Here is a 21521-nt window from a genome sequence, read left to right on the forward strand (position 1 = left end):
GGCAAAGGCTTATCGGCAACGCGTCGGTGCGGCGGAGACCATCGTCAGCGGCCGCCGACGACCATCAATCCGCTGCCGCCAATGGCGTCGAGGCTGAATTTCAAGCCCGCGCTGACGCTGGCCCAGCGCTGAGCCGCCAGTGCCTCGGTCGCTCGGTCCTGCGCGAAAAGGCAGAGGCTGAAGCCGGTGGGCGCCAGGTTGCTGGCCAGCGCCGGCAGGGCAAGCAAGGCGCTCTCGGCCGGATAGGACGTATTCTGCAGGTCCACGACGACGAGATCGAATTTGACCTCCTCGCCGATCTGGCGGGTATCGGGAAAGATCGCCGAAACGTCCTCGAAACTCACATTGGCAGTCTCGGTCTCGATGATGGAAATACCCTCCATCAGGCCGCCGGTGATGAAACGCGCTTCGAGATCGCCCACCTGCTCGGGCGTGATGCACAGGCAGTTCAGGCCGGCATCCTGGCCCGATATCAGCGATGCCAGCGCCAATGCGGAACGCGGTGCGCCGATGTGCAGTATATTCGGCCTATCGGTTCGTCCAAACGCCGCGCGGCGAAGCGCCCATACCTGGATCGGCGTGAACGGATCGCGGCCGGCGGCGCACTGGGCGTCGAGCAGGGTCGGATAGCCGGCGACGAGGATCTCGCTTGCCGTCGCCTGCCAGGCATCCGCGCTGCCGACGGTAACGGCGGCAGAAACGACGTCGGACGGGCGATTGCCCGTGAAAGCCGGCGCTGCGACCCGCGGTGCCGTCGATTGCGCTGGCCGCGTCAGCGGCAGCGGCGGCTTGCTGAAGGCGTCCTGCGCCGAGCGCTGCTGCGAGGTGGAATTCAGGCCGCGCGATTGCGGGTCGAGATTGTGATGCGAATAGGGATTCGATGCAGTGTAGCAATGGGCATTGACCGGTATGAACTCGTAGCGTCGCGTCTGATCGAGGATAGGCAGCGCGAGAGCGATGTCGCAGGCGGCCATGAACCAATGCCCGTTATTGTCCTGAAAATAGCCCTCGGGAACATTATCCAGCAAGGATGCGCGGAAGCTGAAGAAATGGCTGGTCTTCCACCCTTGCCGGCGCGGCGAGAGATTGGGGTCGAGAGCGCCATTGCCGCCGAGCCCGCCGCCATCGGTGATGAAGTTCGTCCAAACGACGTCCTGACCGCTCGCATAGCTCCGCGACATCCGCTCGAGAATGGTGGGCATGATCAGCTGGTCATCGCCATCGAGGACGGCGATGAACTCGGCCATGCCGGTGCGCGGCCTCAGATGCTCCCAGGCGTTGCGCGATTTTCCGAATTGCACATCGTTGCGGATGAAGGTGTGCCGGCCCGGAAAGAGATCGCCCAGAAGTGCCGCGGCGATAATGCCGGTGTCATCCTTGGAGCAATCGTCGATAAAAAGAACATGCAAGTCGTCAAGCGTCTGCCGCGAAAGACTTGCGAGGGACTGCCGGACATACATTTCGCAATCGCGCGCCGTCATGAAGATCAGCGCCTTTGCCTCGTTTGCAATTTTCGTCATCAATATTTCGAAGCCTCAATCCGACAATGTGCATCCGGAGGATATGAGATCCCCCGCTACCTCGATTAGCGAATGTGGCTGGCTCCAACCTTGCGCGCTGCCGCGCTCAACCCGGCAGCATTTGCGTCACGGCGATGATCGGACCGAGCGGAAACAAGCTGTCGCGCCTTTGCCATTCCGGAATGTCGAGGCTGGAGATGCTTCCGTCCAGAAACAGCGCGTTTGCGCAGCTGAGGTCGTCGCGGAAAAGCGTCGCGAAGTCGTGGAAGCGCACCGGCCCATCGGAAATCGCAAAGACAACTCTGCCATCGGCAGCGACACCGACGCCGTTTCGTATCTTCAAGCTGGTGCTGTCGGCAAGGAATGACGGATGGAGCTTGCCACCGATGACGAGCATCGGGCCGGACTGGGTCGCGTAGAAGGGCTTGATGCCGGAGGCCGCGAAAGCCTTGCTTTCCATCACGCCCGCCCGCCCCGGCAAGAGGTAGAAGATCCCGTTCGGCAGCAGATGGAAATTGCCCCAGCCCTTGTTCGTATTGATCGACTTCCGCTCGCGACCGTTTTCGACGAAGAGACCGACGGGCGATTGATCGTCGAGATACATGCCGCCATTCATGGCAAAGCGCACATAGATGCGATCCTGGCGCAAATCAATCTCCAGTGCCCGGAAGGAACCGTAAGGCTTGCCGCTGCGATCATTCTGGAAAAGCTGGATATCGTCAACGGCCGGATCGTAGGTACACACGATGTAACCATCGCCGAGGTGCTGGACCCTACGGCACGCTTCACCGGCTGACGCAGCGCCGGCGCAGGCAAGAACGGCAAGGATGAGCATCAATCGAATCAAGCGCGCAACTCCATACGCATGACATAGGCGACAGAGCGCTACGCGATTGCGGCGAAAGAAGGAAGACGATCGGGTGATACCGCGGTGGCAGGCCAGACGATCGGGAACTTGATGAAACACATGCGCCGCGGTCTGGCGCGTGCACCCGATCGCCTGAGATTCGTGGCCGGCGACAAACGGTGGAGCCGCCATGGGAAGATTAGTTCGACCTTTGGAAGTAGTTGCTGTGAACGCGCGCCTGCCGCTATGTTGAATGCGTACAGATATGGAAACAGGTCGAACCCGGCGGCATAGGAGGCCGATACGCGTTGCCGCCGATCGCTGACACGCTTTTCCGGTCCGTCGCTTTTCGGCCCATCCAGCGTCGTGCCAAGCGCAGTCCGGCAATCGGCTGCCGTGCATTGTCGGATGAAAGGGAGATTTATGCATGGCGGACCGCATTGCCGTTGACCAGCGGGGCATTCCGGCCCGGATCATCGCCAAAAGAGGCAGGCAGACGGCGAGACGCGCTCGTGGTCACGGACGGCCGGTAACGACCGGAGACCTCGACAATGGCTGACGTCATGCAAAAGCCCGACACCGCGGCACCCGTGAAGAAAGCCGCCGGCGACAACCGCGTGCCCGGCAGCGCCTCGCCGGACCGCAGCACCCAACGCAAATATGCGGTACGTCTCTGGGTGGTGCGCCATTCACGCTTCTTCGAATGGTTCTACGGTCGCTTCGCCAGCTTCTTCCTCCTTCTCCATCCACTTTGGGCGTTAATCGGCTATCAACGCGCCGAGCGGCCAGTCGCCTTCGTCGAGCGTCATGTGAAAGGGTTCCTGTTCGACTGTCGTATGTGCGGCCAGTGTGCGCTGTCATCGACCGGCATGTCCTGCCCGATGAACTGTCCGAAACAGTTGCGCAACGGGCCCTGTGGCGGCGTGCGCGCCAACGGCAATTGCGAAGTCGAGCCTGATATGCCCTGCGTTTGGGTGCAGGCCTGGAAAGGCGCAAGCAACATGGTCCATGGCGATGCGATAATGAAGGTGCAGGCGCCGGTGAACCAGTCGCTACGCGGGACCTCGTCTTGGCTGCGCGTCACGGCGGAAGCTGCCGCGACGCGTCAAGCGACAAAGAGGAAGGCCTGATCCATGGCGCAGATTGACGAAAATCCATTGGGAGTCGGTCTGCCGCTTGATCCCCTGCCCGGCCATTCCTCGCTCGGGCGGTTGGAGCGCGTGCTGCGTCGCGGCGAATTTGCCGTGACCGCGGAGCTCAATCCGCCCGACAGCGCCAACCCGGAAGATGTCTACGAGCGTGCCGCGATCTTCTCCGGCTGGGTCGACGGCATCAACGCGGTCGATGCTTCCGGCGCCAACTGCCATATGTCCTCCGTCGGCATCTGTGCACTGCTGACCCGCATGGGATATGCGCCGATCATGCAGATCTCCTGCCGCGACAGGAACCGCATCGCCATACAGGGCGACGTGCTCGGCGCGGCCGCCATGGGTGTGTGCAACATCCTGTGCCTTACCGGCGATGGCGTTCAGGTCGGCGATCAGCCGGGGGCCAAGCCAGTTTTCGATCTCGACAGCATGTCGCTGCTCGAGACTGTGCGCACCATGCGCGACGAGGCGAAATTCCTGTCCGGCCGCAAGCTGACCTCGCCGCCGAAGGTCTTTCTCGGCGCGGCCATCAATCCCTTTGCGCCACCCCACGACTTCCGGCCCTATCGGCTGGCGAAGAAGATCGAAGCCGGCGCGCAGTTCGTCCAAAGCCAATATTGCTACGACGTGCCGATGTTTCGGGAATACATGAAGAAGGTACGCGACCTCGGCCTCGCCGAAAAGTGCTTCATTCTTGTCGGCGTCGGCCCTCTGGCATCGGCCAGAACTGCCCGCTGGATGCGCTCAAATGTGCCTGGAGTGCATATTCCCGACGAGATCATCCGGCGGATCGAGGGCGCTGCCGACCAGAAGAAGGAAGGTAAGCAGCTCTGCATCGACATCATCAACGAGGTGAAGGAAATCGAAGGCGTTTCCGGCATTCACGTCATGGCCTACCGCCAGGAAGAATATGTCGCAGAAATAGTGCATGAATCGGGCGTGCTTCGCGGCCGCCAGCCATGGAAACATGAAGCCAGCCGCAGCGACGTGCTTGTCGCCGAGCGTCTGGGCCATATCCGCGAGGGTCAAGAGGAACGCCAGCAAGAAATGGTCGAGGCAGCCGCCCATCACCCGCAGCACAAGGCGGATTGAAATCGAAAGACTTAGGCCGCCCTGCAGCAAGCATGTGCGTTCGAACAGGCCTCGCCTCGGTAAAGGCAAGGGCTGATCAACTGTTGGCCCAATACACGCATCGCCGCTTTGGGCGGGCTACCGCCGACACAAGGAACGGCATCAGACATCACGGTCGACGCAAATAGCGGGTGATCGCCCGCGGCTCATGCAGCCATTTTCCGCCCGATTTCGACGAAGGCCTGACGGATGCTGTCGGCCACGGCCTTCATCGGCCCCGTCATCTGCGATGCCGTCAGAAGGCGAATGTCGAAGGAGGTCAGCTCCGGCAATCCCTCGTTCGGCCCGAGGATCTCCATATCTTCGGTGATATAGGAGCGCGGGAACGGCGCGACGGCAAGATCTGAGACGATCGCGGCGCGCTGCGCCATCGTATGGGCGCTCAGATAGGAAACGCGATAAGCCCGCTTCTGCCGTTCCAATTGCGCCATGGCTTCGGAGCGCCAGATGCATCCCTCCTCCCAAATGGAGATCGGCAACGGGTCGCGGCGATAGGCGGTGCCGCACTTGGCACCGGCCCAAACGAGACGCTCGGTATAGATGACTTCGCCTTCCGTCGGGAAAGGTCGCGTCGCGCAATTGATCAGCGCAAGGTCAAGCCGCTGCTCCTCGATGCGCTTCTTTAGCTGGATGCTCATATCCACGACGACATCGACCATGATGCCGGGATAGCTTTCCGAAAAACCCTTCAGGATAGTCGGCAGCAGGCGCTCGCCGATATCGTCAGGTGCGCCAAGCCGCACCACGCCGCTGAGTTCGGGCATGATGAAGCGCGATACCGCCTCGTTGGAGAGCGCCAGGATGTTGCGGGCATAGGAAAGCAGCATTTCTCCGTGCTGCGTCAGGCTCACCGAGCGGGCGTCGCGCAGGAACAATATGACGCCAAGCTGCTCTTCCAGCTTCTTGATCTGCATAGAAACGGCAGATGGCGTACGGAAGACCGCATCGGCGGCGGTGGAGAAATTGCCGGTCTCGGCGATGGCGACAAAGGTGCGCAGAACTTCATTGTCAAGCAACGGTATGGGCCGGCGGAGCGGAGCGGTCATATCGGAACCTTTCAATTTTTCTGATTTTAAACACCATATCATTTCATTTGTCTGAATGTCAATGAAACACCATGTTAGACGTAGTGAGATTGATACAGGCAGCCGTAAAGGAGCAAAACCATGGCTGACACAGCATTCGGCGAAACCTCTCGCCTTCTAAACCTTTTGCATGTCAGGAGAGTCCAACGGACGGCACAGCACACGCTCGATGAAATCGCGACGCGCTTTCCCGCCCATCTGATCGACGATGTGAATGCGCGCGGTCTTCCGCCGGATCGCACCCTCTGTCGAAACTAATCAAAAGCGACTCGACTAACTCGTTGAATTCATATGATCCAGTCAAACGAAGTCGATTCTGATGTACGGTATCGACTTCCAATCTTGAGTGAATCTCGCTAGAGAAATGAACGTCAGTAGCCATTTCTAGCGAGAAACTCGTTGAACGCAGCTCGATGCACGATCTTGGGGTGAGAGTGAACTGACGCGATACCTTCTCGAGTCAGGCGTTTAAAAATCGATGCGCTCGACCTTTCTGGATAGTTCAAAAGTTCCAGACACCTCGCGACCTCCGCACCGCACACATATCGCTTTCGGAACTGACGCACGACCGAAAATGTCAACTCGCCAGGTTGCAGAAGACCGCTGCTCATCAATGCGGAGATATCGGCCCCAACGCCGATGTAGAAAGCTGCCTCAGCATTTTGAAGAGCAACTCGATCGAATATGTTCCCTGGCTCGCTTTCAGATACAATTTGTGCCGCAAGTGCCAAGTTGTGGACCCTTAGTCTACGTATCAACGGACGGCTGCCAGGAGCAACGGTTACTGGCAATTTTCCGTCGACTACATGGTGTAGGACATTGGACCAACGAATGCTTCCCGTTCTCTCAGTGTTGACGAGATCGTAGAGTGCGACACCAGCATCATCAAACCTGCTTGAGAAATGACTAATTTTGCACTGCAGATCGCCATCCCCAACTTCTCGAAAAAGCCCGCGCAGATCGTTGTCCGGACACAACGCGAGCCCACTTTCATACAATCTGACAAGCTCAATGATTGGCAGTCCGGTTGCCTTATGTTCTCGAATTATCTTCCTAGAACTAGCAGCAACGGTCGAGGCGTATACTAACCGTTCCTCTGCAACTCTAATATCAAAACCGCCCACTCTCCAGGTTCTTCTATCGGGAAGAACGTGACGATGTCCGTTAGCAATTCCCTCTTTGCTTAAATCTCTTGGAGCAGATCCACATCGGATCTGGTTACGTAAAACATGGATAGAATCACTACCAAAAAGATAGTGATTGCCTTGCACTGCATCGAAAATTGGGCTCCTGAAATCCCTCCTTCTCCGCGATTGTTTCGTCGTGCTTGCAACTTCGTCATTGAGCTCGAAGATGCCTCGTGGCCAGTTACGAACAGCGGAAGTGGATCTATCGAGCGCCGACGGGGAACATGATGCTGCCCGTTGTGCTCCGCTCGCTTGATCCAACAAAAATGCCATCAATACGATCAGTTCGAATATCTCCCCTCGACCAAATGACCTAAGCTCCGGGTGGATCACCGCCGGCAACTGCCGGTCTGCAGCGAGGCCAGGGTCGATCAAAGAGCAGCAGAGCTTTAGATTCTCGTAGCTGTCGAGCTCCACGATGGGTTGAGGATGGTCCCGCAAGTCTGTGGTGCCGCCATTGCCATCTGCGCATTTGTGACATGAGTACAATCCCAGAGTCTTCGAAAGCTTTAGTTCGACGTCGCATACTGGACAGCGTTCGAGGAGGCACTCAAAGTTGGTAGGATCGAAACCGATGGGGAGCACAGACCATATGGCCTTCATATAGCCATGAGTTGCGAGAAATCTGGGTGAGACCCTCCTACTACCGGCGAGCCGCCCGACCTTCATATCGGTGCCAAAGAACGATACGACGCCCCTTCCCCTGTTAACGTAACGCAATGGCTCAATGTCGTCGGGACCATTGGGAGTTCCAAGAAACTCGCTTATACTCTCATCATCGATCGTCAGGTCAACGAAATTGCGGGGCTCGAATACCCGCTTCGGGTAATGTCCTACTATTGGCCAGAACTTCGAGGCTGACTGATATCCGTTACGACTCATTGCCCTGAAAAATAGTTCAGGAAGTCCTTCCCCTGCTTGCGGCGTAACCGATATAGGCATACGCCTACCGAGCAACTGGCTTCTTCTCATCGCGCTCGATACCGTAGGTTCGACTGGGTGACCAACGAATTCGCCTTGTGGGATGACCGAGAGTTTGGAATTTCCTAGGCGCATTTGCAGCTCCTTGAATTGACGACACCACAGCAAAGGCAGATACGAGACGCATCGTTACCTGGTCGAGGTGGGGCAACGGCGTCTGGTGTATCGGCACAGACGCTGGGACAGAATCGATCGCGATGGCTCTATGACCGGCTATTTCGATTGCTGTCCCGAATATCCTAAGGCGGGCTGACAATATCGTTCGGAAACAGCGCAACAACAGCCGGTCGCGACCATAACGTGACGTTGCCCGATGATAATCTGGATACATGCGTGCTGGCGAGCAGCTTCCGGAAATCGCGCTGCTCCGTACTACCGCTTAACGACGCGAGATCCCCAATTTCGGACAGAAACATCCATTTTCTCCTGAATTCGTTAAGGTCGCGCCCGGAGGCATTTCCCGGCACTATGGCCGCGTGAACCAAGTTGTTGATGGTCGAAATCGACTTTCCGATCGCCAGAGACATCTCTTGTCTTGTCAACGGAACCAAATCAGAAGGCGTCGGATCGCCAGAAGTAGATACGATCTCACGGAGAGCTTCGAAGTCGCAGGTCTGTATCTGGCGGACGAGAGGAAGTCTCGAAGGATTCCACGACACGGTAAGATCACCATCGAGTATGGCTTTCAACGCGGCGGCCCATCCTCCTCCCGCCAGATGTCCCAAGGCGCACGACGACGACAGAAGATCGAGCTGCCGATCTTGATCCATGGCGCACCCGGCTGCGCGACGCACCGCGCTGTGCAAGGTGTCCTTAAAAGCGCGATGCGGCGCCTGCCAGGCGCCTTGCAGGAGAGGTTCCATCTCTGGAAGTATGCCGGCTTCAAACAGATGTAGCAGATACGGAAGTGGCAATCCGAGGTTCGCGGCAAGAAGCCTCGCCTGCCTATTCTGCCGTAGCATGGTAACCACAGCTTCGATCTGGGTGACTTGGTCGACGGAGCCGATCAGCCGCTCGAACTCCCCTCGGGGATGACCGATTGGTCTGCTCAGTCTTACCGGTTCGTCTGGAGCAATTTGTTGCGCAAGGTGAGCCTTGCGCGCTGCGCGACGTCTCCTCGATTCCTCATGTTGCGATTTGAGGATCGAGCGTATGTCTGGAGCAAGTCTCGGAACATGGTGTAGGTCATCGAGCGTCCGCTCGCGACCGATGCCTGATCCTTCTCCGATCTCCTGACAGGCGTTCCTGAGATCGTGGTATCCCTCGGGCCAATCGAGGACGGCCCGCGCCGCACGTTCGATCGAGCGAGGACTGAGCGGACCGCCCCAGCCCGACCTCCTCTTGTCCAAGCGGCCGGCGATCTCGACGATCAACTGGAAGATCGCGCCAGGCCGGTTGCTTGCCAGGCTGGGATGAAGGGTGCTTGCCCGGCCGATCCGGGGATCCAACAGCCCAGCTACAAGCCGGATCGCCTCGTCGTCCCAAATCTCGATACATGGCTGTGGGAAATAGCGAAGGTCGGTCCCGCCTCTGCAGGAGTTTTCGGCGTTAGGGCATTTGTCGCAGAAGGACGGTCCGAATGTTCGCCACCACCCGAGCTTCCGTCTACATACAGGGCAGTGATCAAGAAGCATTTCCCTCGTCGACAGATCGAAGCTGAACGGTCTCAGCGACCATAGAGCATCCTGACAGTCCTTCCTGCGCAGAGATCGCGGAGCGACACGCCTCTCTTTCACGAAATGTCCGCGCCGGATGTCGATTCCGAAAATCTGCACCCAGTCCTTGCCTGCCATCCCCCGCACTGTGTGGAACTGTCTGACAAGCTCAGCATCCTTTCGGATGCCTAGAACGGTGACGAGGCGATCGACATCTTCCGCCATCCCCTCATGAACGCTATTAAGGCTACGGAACGATTTTGATCGTGCGAGCTCCACGACCACGTCCGTCGTCTGGAACCCATTCGTCGAGGCTGCCCTGAAGGCCGCTTCCCTCAAACCCTCCTCCGGGTTCGGGTCGACGGGTATGGCAAGCACGCGGCCGACATCGCGTGCCCGATCTACCAGATGTTCGACAAGCCCGGCGACTGTATCCGCGCTAGGCATGGGCGGCCTCCTCAGAACCGGCCTTCAGTTGCTTTTGCTCAAGCTCTTCCCTTTCGAAGAGATTGTATTTCGCCAGTCCATTGAAGATGGCGTATTCAGCCGCCGCAGCCGACAGATGCCGCCAGCCGACATTCTCGGCGCCCTCTTCGAGAGCATAGCGGGCCGCAAGCGCAACGATGTTCGTGGTATGGCCAAAGTAGCCGCCGGATGCGAAGAAAAGGCACCTCGGTGTGGCTCCTGTGATAAAGTTGCTACGAGCAGGAAAGAGGCCGAGGCTCTTCAATTCCAACCCTAGCAGCGCGCAATACTCCTTATAGGTTGCTTGATGCTCTTTGTCGTTCCATTTGAGTGGACCAATAAAGAGCCTGTCTTTGCATCGGGCCCTTATCTGAAGGTCGCTGAAGACTTTCTTCTCCGCTTCGGCTGTCCCGACGAAAACCACCGGGCAACCGCCTAGAAGGAAGTCCTTCAAAGTGTTGTGGACCCTTGTCGCCTCGTTGTGGATAGAACCGAGCTGGGCACCTATCTTGAGATGATTCATCTCGTCGAATATGAGGAGTTCGGTGCCGAACTCCGTGATGTAGTTCAGTATGCGTTCCTTCTTGTTGCCCTGCGTCCCTCGCTGCGGTTTGGGGTCCCCGAACGCACGGAGGATGTCTTCCAGCAGGGACATCAGGGTCGATGTTCCGCTGACTGAAACGTAGATGACCTTGCGCTGCAATTGGACAACGACGTTTCGTGGGGTGTCTGGCGGAAAAAGACCGATTTCGTAGCAGTAGTCGACCACGGAGGCCCGCATGTATTCCCGTACCGTCGTGCTTTTGCCGCTCTGCGTACCAGCAAAGAGTGTGGCGCAATTCGCCTCGGTGGCAAATCCCTCGCCCGAAATAATCCTGCGTCTCGAAGCCCGGAGTCGGTCAAAGCATTGGTGTGCACGTTTCATGAACAGATGACGGATTCCCATGTTTTTGAAAAAGAAGTCGAGTTCGTCCAGCGCTGAACTTGCGTCCATCGTCCAATCTCCTGTGTTGGTGCATCTATCTTGATATTTCTGTGACTTAGGCCGGCACGGCCTTAGTACCCGTGGATCCTGGCGATCTCGTCGAGGAGCGCCTCGTCATCGACCACGGCGCCGACCATCTCAAACGCCTCCTCGGTCTCGATGCAGGTGGCATCGGTAGTGATATGAGCCCCGCGCTTCCCGACATTGGAAGATTTCGAGCTCCGCTTGACGCGACGCCCCTTCGGCGCTGTCAGCGGATCGACCCGATCGATGAAGGCCATGCCGATGGGAATGCTTTCGGCCTTCGCCATGCCGTTTATCGTCGGCTCCGAAGCCAGGTCGAGGACCCTTCCTCCAGGTCCAAGTTCCAACTTCTCCTTGCCTTTATAAACCCTTATGAGGCGCTTGCCCTCGCCGTGGCTGGTATTGGCAAGTTGCAACGCGAGCTCCTTCTCGTACTCCAGGCGCATTCGAGCCTTGTCCTCCCGGCTGTGGAACTCTCGATTCTGGCGTCGTTCATAGTCGCGTTCACCCGCTGCGAACGCAAATGATACCGGCTTCTCTCGATAGTGCTCGTCATAGTTCGGCAGCTCCACGATCTCGCCGGTCAGCTCGTTGATGACCGAGATCCGCGACGTGTCCATTTCGTCGTAGATGAAGTGGATTCGGAAGCTGTCGGACTGGCCTGCCTTGCGGGGCCGCCTTGAGCCGGCTCGCGCGAAATCGTTCATCAGTCGCGACACAATGCCGGCTTCGTGGAAGCGGTGACCGTTAACCCGCACTCCCTCCGCTGTGAGAACGCCGATCCTGTATCGCCCGAGAAGAAGTCGGAATGAGCGAGCGTCGTCCACCATAGGACGCCCAAACTCCAGGAGACCTTCGTTCCACTTTCTCGCAGGGGCCATCCCGATTCCGGCATGGACGTCGAGATGGTATGCAATGATGTGATGGGCGACCAAAGCATGTATTGAATCCAGCCCAAGCGCGGCCGTAGCGCGGGCATCGAGTGCCGCGATCTCCTCGTCCTTCGATCCCGGAATGCCGCCCGGAAGCGATCTGAGCGGGCCGTTCATCGTCGCGTTGAGGCGCTCGATCCAGGGTTTGTATTCTGGAGTGTGAATTGGCGCATAAATGACCTGGAAGCCCGCGACGTCCCCTACGAACTGCATCGTTACACCGATGTGGGCCAAGGCGTTGTCGAGGATTACGTTCTTGAACGCTCCGAAGCCGTCGGTCGCTCCCTTGCACTCACCAAACCGGTCCAGCCATTCCGTCTTGGGGCAGATAACGTGCCGCAGACACGCCATCAAGGTCGCGATATTCGGGGGATCGAACGTCATCACGAGGCCGACGACCATTCGCGTATAGAGGTCCATCGCCCAGACAAGCCAAGGCCGCTTCAGGACGATCGCCACCGTGCCGTCCATCTCGACCTTCTCCACCGCCCAGATTGGGCCGAGCGTCTGGTCAAGGACGATGGTTTCCATGGGAGCGACCGGCTCGAAGCTCTCACCCCTCCCGCGGAGACGACGGTTGGCCTCCCGCAGACCGTACTTCGTGGTGAGGGTCGCCAAGCATCTGGCCCCGTTGATCCAGTTGGTAAGCGTCTGTTCGCATGGAGGCTCCCCGCTCCACATCTTGTGAGGCGTCGTGTTCTCTGCGTGTGCACCCCGTAGACTGTAGAAGCGGCCGTCGAACCACCCGTGGGCGTCCCTGTACCTGATTAACGGATCCGAGTAGAAATGGACGACCATCTCCTCCCCCAGCTCGTAGACCCATTCTGGAAACTTCGACTTCTTCCGTGCGCCGCCAGTCCTCCGTAGATACATCTGCAGCGTTCGATGTCCACGCTCCCCTTTGGCAATCGCCTTGCGGAGGGAGCTGGCACTCAAAATGCCCTCGTGACCGGTTGCCTGGGCGTCCTTGTGGTTCGCTAGGATGAATGCTGTGAGTGACGGCTCCCCTCTGCTTACGGGATTCCGGTCCCAAGCTTGCACATACCATAGAAGACGCGCGGCACGGATGATGTCGCGCTTTCGAATGTCCCATTTCTTTAGCTCGGTTTCGGTCAGCTTGTCGGTTCGAGGCGGCTCGTGGAATGCCTTGATTTCAGTTGCCGTGAGGGTTCTGATCACCTGTCCCTTCTTGAAGGTCCGCAGAGCCTTGCCGGAGCCTTGCAACACAGCCAGATCAAGACGCGAGATGCGCCTCTCGACGTTGTCTTCGACGGCCCGCAGGATGATCGGATCTGCACCAGCGTCGCCTATGACTTCATAAGTCTTGCCAGCACCGGATACGAGAAGAGTGAGCCTGTCTCCTTCGGCCAAGTCGAGTATCATCGGTCGCCTCCCGTTTGGAGAAGATAGACTGGCGCATCATCGACGACCCCGCTCCTCAGATCTACGGAGACAAACCCACGATAGTGAAGGCCGTGGAGCTTCGCACGGCCGAGAATGCCGCCGCCAAGCGCACGCTCAAGCTGCCATCTGGCTGCGACACTGCCGCCCCCAAAGACATCCAGGCATCGCTGTTCATCCCAGAAATCGATCACGACCGACTTTCGCCAGTCGATGAGGCGCACCGTTCGGATGAACGCGGAGCGCAGGTGCTTCGAATCTCGAATCACAAAGAAACGGAACCCCCGGCGCCTATAGACTTCCTTGACGAATTCGAGCTTGGTCTGATAGCGCTCGTCCTCATCGCGAGGGTCGACGTCGGCCTTTACCTCAATGATGACGGTCTCCAACTCCTGGTCGGGAACTTGACGCGACGTTGGAACAGCGGCGCCATCGACGAAGCTCATACCAGCATCCAGATCTCTTGCGAACGAAGTCTCCGTCCGTAGTAACAGATCAGGAAAGTAGACCAGCGGCCTGCCGCGGTTCCCACGTACCGCGACCTCGATACGATGGGGCTGAGCAAGAAGGTAATGTACCCGGCTGCTAAGATCGGCGAGCTGCATCGTTCTCTCTTCAAGGAACGAGTCCCATGGCATAGAGCGAGACCCGCCCTTGATCGATCGGAAAAAGCCCGTCGGCCGGGTCTTTCTCCCATCGATGATGGTCCTGATTGGCCCGCCGTTCTCCGCCCAGAACACGGACGCAATGGGCCGGCTGTGTATTACTGGGACAGAACTCGCGAATTGGACCGGTCGGTCGTCGACCGGTGTGCAGTCATCCTCGGCAACGCCATAGATGGCGAATGGATCGAAGGCATCTATCATGAATGGCTCCAAGCTTCTGTACCTAACGGGTCTTGAAATGGCCCGCAACGGTTGTAAAAAGGCACCTGGAATACACGGCTTTACGCAGACTCTAGTGGTCCGGCACTACAGTGAGGAGTCGCCGCCAGATTCCTCCCATTCGCGATGGACTCGGCGCGAGTTCATCGTCGCAAGCGTTCTCATGATCGTAGCGGCAAAGACTGCGAGCGAAGGACTCCCCGCGATGGCGGAGCACTATGTAACGTTGGCTGGCTGTTGGTTACCGAGACTTCATGCTAGTCATAGTATGTTCCTCATCCTTATTGAGTTCTTGAATGGCGACACGTCAGAGGTTAGGTACAGATTCTCTAGCTTTGAGACGCTACCACCAAGCTGAATCCTTTTGTACATGGTACAGAAACAATGAACAGAAAATTCCAAGCAGAAGATTCTGAACCTGATATCGGACCCGGTATACAGGAAGCCTATAGGCTCGTTAGTGGCGAAGTCGACCAGCTCCGGCAGGCAAGACGCGCGATCGACCTACGGCTTGAGAAAGCTGAAGCTGCGCAGGGCCTGCTGCGGCAGTTACTAAAATCGTCGGTCATTCCGAGCGTCGCTGAGTCGAACTCCGACGGCGCCAAACGTGGCAAGCGCTTCCACAGGGGAAGCCAGACCTTCGAAGTCGTGACGAGAGCGAAGAAACTTCTGCTGGAAGCAGGTCGGCCTCTCAGGCGATCCGAGCTGCTTGAGAAGATCAATTTCGAATGCGGCTTCACGATAAGAACGAGTGATCCAGCAAGGTTCATTGGTCGCACGCTATGGGAGGACCCCGATTTCATCCATATTCCCAAGAAGGGTTACTGGATTGTGGGGGAAAAAATCCCCGATGATAATTTATGAATTCCAAAATTGAACCTCATACGAAAGTTGGTCCATAAATTGTCTATTGTGACGAACATGGGCGGCGACGGCTCCCGTGGCGCTCCCTATCCTCGCTCGAGGACGGGAGCGCTTTGAGTTTGCAGTATCGATCAGTGCGATCAACGCGCGGCACGACGCCTGGATCGATGAACCGCGCCGAACATCCGATCCTGCTGCTATCCCAGACGACGGTTCGGACGAGTTGAGATTGCGCAGAACACCCCGCGAAGGACGTCGCCTATCTCTTCTGAGGGAAGCAGTTCGAATTCATCGCCGTCGAGATCCTGGTCAATGTCGGCAGCCGGCTCTGGGTAGTTTATGTGGACGATGGATTTCATGAGCATACTTCTCCTACCGCCGACGCGATGCCGCGTGGGGTCGACTGAATGGCTCCGATCGGCGGCAGTTGAGGCCGCAAACCGGCGACGATTGGACTTGGAGAAAGAGACGCCGAATCAGTTCGCTAGCCATCGTGCCGAGCCTGGCAATTTTCACCAAAGATCAGTTCGGAGGCCTGCATCCGTCGCATTCGGCCCTAGGGCCGGCTTGGAGCACGGACGTCGCGCCGATAAAACACGATTATAACGGCCGAAACTGCATCACACGCAGCCGATCTACCGGATTTACCGTTGATTCGGTTGATGTAGCACGCTATGTTTTATTCATTGTCGGTTTCCTTAGTGACTGGCGATGGCTTAATCCCGGTTCCGACGGGATTACCCAATGAAATCGGACCATGTTTGCACCATGGTCCGTTTCTTTTTTTAGCCGATGCATGTTAGCGGCGCTCTGCCATCTTATGTCTCGACTATGCCAATTGTGACTCTCTTTTGGTCGAATTTGCAAGTGACTACCGCGGGGCCGGAACGCATCAGCGGGCCTCGACGCGGATCCGGACGGCCCTCCCAAACTTCGCGGCTCGGAATGTGAGAGACGTCGGTCGAGAGTGATTGAATTTCCCAGACGAACGAATCTATCGCTAAACGTGTGGCGAGAAGGCGTCAGCACAAGCACGGGAAAGAATTGCGACCGTACGCCGTTTTTCGATCGCGATTTGCTCGAATCCGTGGCTCCGTATTGGCGTTGTCCGATATCCGATCGCGTCAGGTACGAGCGACTTCCCGCAAGGATGGACACCTTGGCGAATCTTAGATCGAGAGGGTTGTCAACACTTGCCAGATATTGCGTTTCGGCGCGGCCACAACATTGCTTCCCCGACGCAAATTTGGAAGTGAGTGGCATCGTCTCAAACACCGGGGCCTGGAGACGAGTGCGACGCGTTGTTGCAACACAGCCGACACGCGAAAGCATTCGGGCCATGTTGCGAATCCATTGGTTCGGTCAGTCGAATCCTTGCCATCCCACTTGGCTGCCTTGTTCGATACGGCCGCCTCATCTCCCTTCGCAGAAGAGAGGGAGGCGTGAATTCACCTCTCCAACCACATATGACATGTGTTCTGTCGGCCGTCGTCTCAATGTGAGTGAATACAGCCAGTGCGATCATAGCCGGCTAATAAATTTCAAACAACCAACGTGGCGGGTCGGCAAAATGCGATGGAAAAGGCACGCGCAGTCCGCAATAAAAAAAATCAGGACCGGGTCGAACAGCGATTTTTTTGAGAAGGCTAGCACCACTTTTCAGCCATTCCCGTGGCCGCAATGATCTCCTCCCCAAGATTGATTCTCTCGTACTGCTGTAATTATCGCGACCAGATTCGCGACTAATGGAACCCTATCCGACGACGGATCGATCCGGGCCCGGTCCCGCACGTTCTTCGTGCGCGCCGTCGGCACCTTCCAAAGCACCGCTTGCCTGATATCGCAATTAATCATCCGCCCATCTTTTATAGGTAATCGGATACGCGCATTTCGTAGGCAAGGGAAACGCGCATATGCCGCCAAAGACTACTGACCTGAGCACACCCGAAGCGATACAAGCGTTTTACTTAAGGCTTCTCGCATTGCCAGAGAAGAGCCGTGCTCGCGGGAAGCGGAGGCGAGGATATCAGTTCCAGAATTTGATCGCCGCGGCCCTTGCTCTCGAGAAACTAGAACCGCGGACTAGCTATAAGACAGTTAAAGGCGCCGAAGAGATTGACGGATCTTTCTTCCCGGATGGTACCGTTTTCCTAATCGAGGCGAAATGGCACGCCGAACCACTTCCGGCCTCTACACTGTATATGTTCAAGGGAAAGATAGATGGGAAGCTCGTGGGCACACTCGGGGTGTTTATTTCCATGTCGGGTTACTCGAAGGCTGCGGCAGACGCCCTCACATTCGGGAAAAACATTAATCTCATTCTATTTGATCGGCCGGACATGGACGCTGCAATTCTGGGAGGAGAAGGCTTCAGGGCGGTCCTCAAAAGGAAGCTCAGAGATGCCGCGGAAGCTGGGATTGTCCAAACGCCAAGCTCAAATGATGTCGGACGCGTAATGCCCACCGTGGAAACCGCTCGCTACGACGCTTCCACCGATCGAGTGCTGGACGTGGTGGCGGCGCCGCGTTCGAGCCCAGACCTGGTTATTGTGTGCGAAGGCGACACGGACCGAACCATTCTCTCCATGCTGTCCGAGCGAATTTTGGCTGATAACAAGTCGCCACCACGCTGGATCAAGATCATCACGGCGATGGGAAAGCGCCCGGTCGCGAGAGTAACGCGAACATTTCAGTACCATTATCCGGAGAATGTGAGTGCGTTGCTTATAGTGGACGGCGACGGCGACATCGAGGGTTCGCTGGAGATGTTGGAGAGCGAAGTCGCCGTCAAGAATTGGCGCGCGTCCATCCCCGACCCTGGGATCGAAGCATGGTTTGCAGATTTCGATTTCCGGCCGATGCGGATGCGACGGCAGGAGAAGAGCGGTGTCGGTGTAATGAGTGAATTCCAGAAAGCAGTCAAAAAGCTAGATATCGAGAAACTTCTGAAAAGCGATCAATCCTTTGCAGCATTCCATAGCGCGGTTCTAGGCACGGAACCAGACACCGAAAAAAAGCACAGTAGATCTCGACGCAGACTGGCTTCGCCGTGAGTTTCTCCAGTGCCCCGATTTGCACAGCCGCTTTGGGGCATTCTAGCGACCAAACAGATCTGCTCCTCCTCACTGCAGAAATTGCAGGCTGGCGGCACGAAGCAGTATATTGGTCCTAGACTACCACCCTTTAGACAATCGGGCCTTGATGATGTGGTCGTTAAACACGAAGATCCCCAAAGTGGCTCAATTGAACCACTTTGGGGATAATGATGCATGATGACCCAACATTTGAAGGAGATGCACGAGTTCGTTCATCTTCGCGCCCAGTTGCATCCGCCTGAAACGCTCTTGTCTGACCTGCTCAGGCTAAATCGCGCTGGTCTCTCGATGCGAGACGTCCGATAGCGTGATGAAAAAATGAGCTGAGAACGGGCCAGACCTCGTGCAAGAACGAGCCAACGGAGTTTCGAACCGTTTCGGCTCTGATCAACAGCTCCCCACCGGATAGCGCCCGTCAAGCTGTCGATCTACATCAGATGAGCTATCTGTGGCGGTGTGAAGCCGTTCTCGGCCTCTTGCAGTTCGTTTGCGATGTTCGCAATCGTTAGATATCGCTTACCGGCGGCCAATTCGACTAGATGGTCTTCGAGTTTTGTTCCTTCCTTCACGAGGAGTCGATGTCGCCCAAGAAAGACGAACGGCTTCCCGTTAGGTCCATCAAAACGACGGCGATAGATGGCTCCGCTCCATCGACCATGCACCTCTACGATCATACCCTGCGGTGGCGAGGAGTAGTCTACCCTTTGAAGGTCGATGCGTTGCAAGACGATGAGGCCTAGTTGCTCTGAGTGCGCGAACAGAACAGTGCTCTGTTCGTCGCAATCGAAGAGCATCGAACCAATGCGATTGGACGTCATCACGTACATAGGACGGCCGGAAATCTCCGGATGCAAACCCAAAACGAGATGGTGCGCAATCCCTGCGGCCTCGAACTCATGCCAATCGTAGTAGTACCTTTCCCCTTTGGAGATCTGGATAAAGAATACCTCACCCTTCATGCGTTTCAGGTCATTCAGGTCGGCGAAAATTGGCTGCGTGCCAAAACGTTGTCCCGGAATAGCCTGATCTAATCTGATCGCGGCTAGATCCGGATACTCAGACGCGGCTTCCTGCAATTCGGTACCGGTATAGGAGTCCACGACATGCCCCCCGTGCATAGCCGCCTCGTGCTCCAGGGCCGCAATGCTCGCTGGGTTGTAGGAACTAGTGTTCTTCAGGAATTGTCTGTAGCCATCGTGTATCAGCGCCACAGTCTTGCGTCCGGGGGCTTGGGCTTCACGATCGTTGATGAGGCCCTGCCGATCAAGGATGAAGGAAAAGTTCGCCGGATCCATCCGGTTGGCGGCAAACTGCCCAACCCGATCGATATCGAAGCAGAGGCGCGGAAGTCTGACGTTAACTGGAAAGCCTGCGACTGCGGTACGACTGTGCCTCAATCCACCGAATGCTCCTAGAAGGGATTGACCCTTTTCGACCAGGAAAGTGGCGCGTCCACCGTCTGTTCGGTACGCAAGCGCCATCGAGACGTCCATTCCATCCTCGCTGTGCCTCCATTGGAAGAATTCGATGCCTCGTTCGGCCACAAGCCGCCCACGAGCACCAATAATGTCTGCCGGTGTAACGTCTGGGACGGTGGTCGGCAGTACCTCTTCCTTCTCGTCAAGGAAGAAGCTGATCGGCACCTCGGAACACATGATCGCCTCCCTACCCTGTCCGTAGAGTTCGTCAATGATGACGGCATCATCGAGGAACAACTCTACCGACGTTCCGCATGGCCGGGTTCGAGGGCGAAAGACCGTGTACTCTTTTAACTCTGATAGCGACACCTCGAATTCGAACCCTTCAGCAGACGCCGCCTTAACTGGGTCGCGCAAATTTTGTTCAATGGGAGCGGTGCTGATTTTGGTACGAGTGGCTATAGTGAAGACCGACCAAAAACCTACGCCGAAGCGCGCGATCGATGCATATCCTCCCCTAGCATAATCGGGTTCTTTGGATCTTGAGCTTCCGACGGTAAGGAAGTTATTCAGCACAGTCCGTTCCGACATCCCACATCCGTTGTCGGTTACTCTCATGACACGTCTATCTCTATCAAACTCGACCCGTACGGCAGGTTCGTACCGGTCCGACGGCCCCGAGTGATACCTCCTGTAACGGCACGCTTCGACCGCATTCTGGACCAGCTCTCTTACGACGGCTCCGCGATTTTGCTGCCAGACAGCATTGGATGAGATCAGTTCGATAACATTCTTTTTGTTCAGGCGGACGCCTAGACGTTCGAAACGTCCTCCGGTGAACATCAAATTGCGTGTGATGGGTTCAGCATTGACCGCTAGCCTAGGTGCTTTCGCCCGTCTATCCATGTCGCAGTAGCCCTGAATCCAGTGCTGGATCTCATCAAACGTCAGATGAGCCAGGGCTAGCGACTCTTCATCGGAGAAGGTGCCGGAAACCAAAACCCCGCCATCATCTCGGACCGCCAGTCCACTTCCGATCGCGAGATGTTTCATGTTTTCGAGGTACGAGCGCTTCGCAGCATCACTAGGATCTTTCGCTATTCGTTCGATCACACCCTCGACGACTCTCGTGTCGCTGAACTCCATTGCGTCAGCAACGCACAAGATTACGGCAAGCTGCTTAAGGTCGACTGGCCGAGCGTCAACCGCAATCGGTAGCTGGAGTTGGCTCTCCAGTTCCGTCAGACCAAGATTGTGAGCTCTCATCATCATATCGAGCGGTTTCACCAGCGGGAATGGAATGCCAAGCCGAGTGGCGTGCTCCTCAATGTATGCCCCTCCCCGCGCGGAATGCTGGTCTCGAAGATGAGCTTGCAGGGTGGGATCTAGCTTCCAATGTGCCGTCTTCTCGACTTGGAGCCCAGCAAGGATTCGATCTTCTTCGCCGGAGAAAACTGTCATCCCAAGGTCATGGGCATATGCAGCCGCGATAAGGAGGAATAGCTCAGCGGGGGCAAGAGTGAAGTCCGTGCCAGGCAGCAGACAAGCTGGCTTGAGGACGTTGCCGATACGACGAACGACGTTGCAGCCGTGGATCGCGTCATGTCGGGTGTAATACGGAAAGTGGTCGACGGTCGTCCCAAGAACCGGCGCCAACTCACCAACGAAAGTCTCAATGCGACCGGCGTAGGTCGAATCGGACGCCAGCAACGCCGCGTAGACCGGCGTGGTCCGGAGATCCTCGACTGGGTTGTAGCTCATCTCGCACCCCATAATTGTGATTAGACGACAGTGATGGAGGCAAGCGCCTGAAAAATCAACCAAGTTGGTGTGCGAGTAAAGTATCGAAGTAGCCCAAGCTCTAGCTCATTGGCTGTATCACAGACCAGGAACCTACAC

16 protein-coding genes are annotated in these 21521 nt (G+C 56.9%); 6 read left to right on the forward strand and 10 right to left on the reverse strand.

All coding sequences use genetic code 11. The annotated features are described in order from the left end of the window. Positions 1–44 precede the first annotated feature (44 nt). Both QD409_RS18500 and QD409_RS18505 read right to left on the reverse strand, forming a co-directional pair. Positions 45–1520: a glycosyltransferase family 2 protein gene (locus tag QD409_RS18500; protein ID WP_430763308.1), complete on the reverse strand. Its 1476-nt coding sequence runs from the start codon at positions 1518–1520 to the stop codon at positions 45–47. A 106-nt stretch (positions 1521–1626) separates the two neighbouring features. Continuing rightward, positions 1627–2355 (reverse strand): phosphodiester glycosidase family protein, encoded by a 729-nt coding sequence (locus tag QD409_RS18505; RefSeq protein WP_208858732.1) that lies wholly within the window; start codon positions 2353–2355, stop codon positions 1627–1629. 439 nt (positions 2356–2794) lie between these two features. On the opposite strand from QD409_RS18505, the gene QD409_RS18510 reads away from it, so the two are divergent. The 3 genes from QD409_RS18510 to QD409_RS18520 are packed head-to-tail and all read left to right on the forward strand — an operon-like array spanning position 2795 to position 4607. Continuing rightward, positions 2795–2926 (forward strand): hypothetical protein, encoded by a 132-nt coding sequence (locus QD409_RS18510; protein WP_280949857.1) that lies wholly within the window; start codon positions 2795–2797, stop codon positions 2924–2926. After that, positions 2919–3497 carry a methylenetetrahydrofolate reductase C-terminal domain-containing protein gene (locus QD409_RS18515; RefSeq protein WP_092856275.1) on the forward strand — a complete coding sequence of 193 codons (579 nt, stop codon included), beginning with the start codon at positions 2919–2921 and terminating at the stop codon, positions 3495–3497. Before QD409_RS18510 ends, QD409_RS18515 begins: the two co-directional genes overlap by 8 nt. A 3-nt stretch (positions 3498–3500) precedes the next feature. Further along, complete coding sequence (locus tag QD409_RS18520) at positions 3501–4607, forward strand: methylenetetrahydrofolate reductase (protein WP_092856273.1); 1107 nt, start codon at positions 3501–3503, stop codon at positions 4605–4607. Between the two features lie 185 nt (positions 4608–4792). Here QD409_RS18520 and QD409_RS18525 read toward each other — a convergent pair whose 3' ends face one another. Continuing rightward, positions 4793–5734 carry a LysR family transcriptional regulator gene (locus QD409_RS18525; RefSeq protein ID WP_208858729.1) on the reverse strand — a complete coding sequence of 314 codons (942 nt, stop codon included), beginning with the start codon at positions 5732–5734 and terminating at the stop codon, positions 4793–4795. Positions 5735–5812: 78 nt separating this feature from the next. Between QD409_RS18525 and QD409_RS18530 the strand changes: the two genes are divergently transcribed. After that, complete coding sequence (locus tag QD409_RS18530; protein ID WP_430763309.1) at positions 5813–5989, forward strand: hypothetical protein; 177 nt, start codon at positions 5813–5815, stop codon at positions 5987–5989. A gap of 113 nt (positions 5990–6102) precedes the next feature. Here the strand turns inward: QD409_RS18530 and QD409_RS18535 are convergent, their stop codons facing one another. The 5 genes from QD409_RS18535 to QD409_RS18555 all read right to left on the reverse strand — a co-directional run bounded on the left by QD409_RS18535 (position 6103) and on the right by QD409_RS18555 (position 14227). After that, on the reverse strand, positions 6103–7974 hold the full coding sequence (locus tag QD409_RS18535; RefSeq protein WP_430763310.1) for a hypothetical protein: 1872 nt from the start codon (positions 7972–7974) through the stop codon (positions 6103–6105). Between the two features lie 164 nt (positions 7975–8138). Then, on the reverse strand, positions 8139–10001 hold the full coding sequence (locus QD409_RS18540) for a hypothetical protein (protein ID WP_430763311.1): 1863 nt from the start codon (positions 9999–10001) through the stop codon (positions 8139–8141). Further along, entirely contained in the window at positions 9994–11013 is a 1020-nt protein-coding gene (locus QD409_RS18545; RefSeq protein WP_430763312.1) for a TniB family NTP-binding protein, read from the reverse strand. The genes QD409_RS18540 and QD409_RS18545 overlap by 8 nt, the downstream gene beginning before the upstream one ends. Positions 11014–11075: 62 nt before the next feature. Continuing rightward, positions 11076–13343, reverse strand: coding sequence for a hypothetical protein (locus tag QD409_RS18550; RefSeq protein WP_430763313.1), 2268 nt, complete (start codon positions 13341–13343; stop codon positions 11076–11078). After that, entirely contained in the window at positions 13340–14227 is an 888-nt protein-coding gene (locus QD409_RS18555) for a hypothetical protein (RefSeq protein WP_430763314.1), read from the reverse strand. Before QD409_RS18555 ends, QD409_RS18550 begins: the two co-directional genes overlap by 4 nt. Before the next feature lie 402 nt (positions 14228–14629). Here QD409_RS18555 and QD409_RS18560 point away from each other — a divergent pair, with 402 nt between their 5' ends. Next, positions 14630–15109 carry a hypothetical protein gene (locus tag QD409_RS18560; RefSeq protein WP_430763315.1) on the forward strand — a complete coding sequence of 160 codons (480 nt, stop codon included), beginning with the start codon at positions 14630–14632 and terminating at the stop codon, positions 15107–15109. Between the two features lie 197 nt (positions 15110–15306). Here QD409_RS18560 and QD409_RS18565 read toward each other — a convergent pair whose 3' ends face one another. Further along, positions 15307–15468 (reverse strand): hypothetical protein, encoded by a 162-nt coding sequence (locus tag QD409_RS18565; protein WP_430763316.1) that lies wholly within the window; start codon positions 15466–15468, stop codon positions 15307–15309. A 1554-nt stretch (positions 15469–17022) separates the two neighbouring features. On the opposite strand from QD409_RS18565, the gene QD409_RS18570 reads away from it, so the two are divergent. Beyond that, positions 17023–18162 carry a restriction endonuclease gene (locus QD409_RS18570; protein ID WP_430763317.1) on the forward strand — a complete coding sequence of 380 codons (1140 nt, stop codon included), beginning with the start codon at positions 17023–17025 and terminating at the stop codon, positions 18160–18162. Between the two features lie 470 nt (positions 18163–18632). Here the strand turns inward: QD409_RS18570 and QD409_RS18575 are convergent, their stop codons facing one another. Beyond that, the gene (locus QD409_RS18575) at positions 18633–21383 is read right to left on the reverse strand and encodes an HD domain-containing protein (RefSeq protein ID WP_430763318.1); all 2751 of its coding nucleotides are present in this window, start codon (positions 21381–21383) and stop codon (positions 18633–18635) included. Between the last annotated feature and the right edge of the window lie 138 nt (positions 21384–21521).

Source organism: Rhizobium sp. BR 315 (assembly GCF_050577975.1).
Lineage (GTDB): Bacteria > Pseudomonadota > Alphaproteobacteria > Rhizobiales > Rhizobiaceae > Rhizobium > Rhizobium miluonense.